Raw genomic sequence first — 1,446 nt, 5'->3', positions numbered from 1 at the left:
CTGGCGCTAGCAATAAATAGGGTGCACTTCGGGTAATCAAAATCGCTGAAACACGCTTGCGAGATGGAGAAATTCGACTGTTCAGAAAAACGCGCCTCACAGGTTTTTATTGCGTCAGAGTTGTTGTCGAATGCGTGAACACGAAAGCCTTGTGCGAGAAGAAAATTGGAGTCTCTCCCTGTACCGCAGCCAGCGTCAACGGCAATTTTCTTTGCTAATGTGTGAAATTGTAGGGCTTTCTCTACATTGACCCTGTGTGGTTGTTGAGCGACTTTTTGATAGTACGGATCCCATGAAACTGACATTGAATTTCCTTTTCGTTATAAAAAACGCCATTCAAATTTGAATAGCGTTTTTGCTGTCTTTGAAGCTAGCCTACACAACTCTATTTTTTGCGGCGCTAACGAAATGCAGAGAATGTGACCAAGTTAAAGTTGATCTTCTATTGGCAAAATGCCGGAGAACCAAGCGCCTAATCGGCGAAAAACGCCTGCTTCGGGTTCTGAATCATATTCCTCACCAGTTTTGGTGTTTGTCCAAACAATGTCTCCGTCACGTAGAGTGAGTCGATAAGCGTTGTCTTTCAGTTGGCTGGGTAATTTTGCCAAGAACGTTTGCACGTATTCCGGTTGTTCAATCACAACGGCCATTTCGGTATTCAAAGCCGCAGATCGAGGGTCCCAGTTCATAGAGCCGACGAACAGTGTTTTGTCATCAATCGTCATTGCCTTTGCGTGCAAGCTCGCACGGCTACTGCCCGTTAAGCTCCATTTACTCTTGAGCTTCGCGCTGGATTTCACTTCCCAAAGTTTGATGCCGGATTCGAGCAAATCTTCACGATATTTGGCGTACCAGCCATGAACGGCAAAGACGTCATTCGACGCAAGGCTGTTGGTGACGATGGTGATGTCGACACCTCGCTTAGCTGCATTCGTTAGAGCTTTTGTGCCAGCTTCTGTTGGGATGAAATAAGGCGAGATGAGCACGAAAGAGTGCTCAACACTTTTTAATAGCTCGGTTAAGTTTCCGACTAACTGACTATCGTGTGTCGTAACTTTATCTGGCAAATCGAACCAAACTTGTCCATCACCCCAGTACAAGTTCAGTTTGCCTTGTTTGAGGTCTTGATACATATCCAAGGCGGTAAAATCGTATCGGCCAGAAGAGAATTTTTCTTGCAAGTTCAGTTTGGTGACTTGTTTTTGAATCGCGGCATCGGAGACGCTTTGAGATTCTGGCGATATCCACTCCATCGGCACGGCGTGTACGCTGTTCCAATAAAGATCAAACTGATCCGCCGTTTGCTGCACGGCTTCCCCGTAGAGCAGTAAATCGAAGTCGCCGAACTCTACTTCTGATTCAAAAGAGAAATACTCGTTACCAATATTTCGTCCACCGACAATCGCAGAGACACTGTCAGCAATCAGCGATTTATTGTGCATTCGG

2 protein-coding genes are annotated in these 1,446 nt (G+C 45.9%); both read right to left on the bottom strand.

Going from position 1 to position 1,446, the window contains the following annotated elements:
* A partial coding sequence (locus tag R8O70_RS25170) for a class I SAM-dependent methyltransferase (protein WP_318184456.1) occupies positions 1-305 on the bottom strand: 305 nt, incomplete at its 3' end.
* 123 nt (positions 306-428) lie between these two features.
* On the bottom strand, positions 429-1,446 hold a 1,018-nt coding region (locus tag R8O70_RS25165), incomplete at its 5' end, for a phospholipase D-like domain-containing protein (RefSeq protein ID WP_318184455.1).

The sequence above is a fragment of the Vibrio sp. 779(2023) genome, from assembly GCF_033344285.1.
Lineage (GTDB): Bacteria > Pseudomonadota > Gammaproteobacteria > Enterobacterales > Vibrionaceae > Vibrio > Vibrio alginolyticus.
This window is presented reverse-complemented; position numbering and strand designations above follow the sequence as displayed.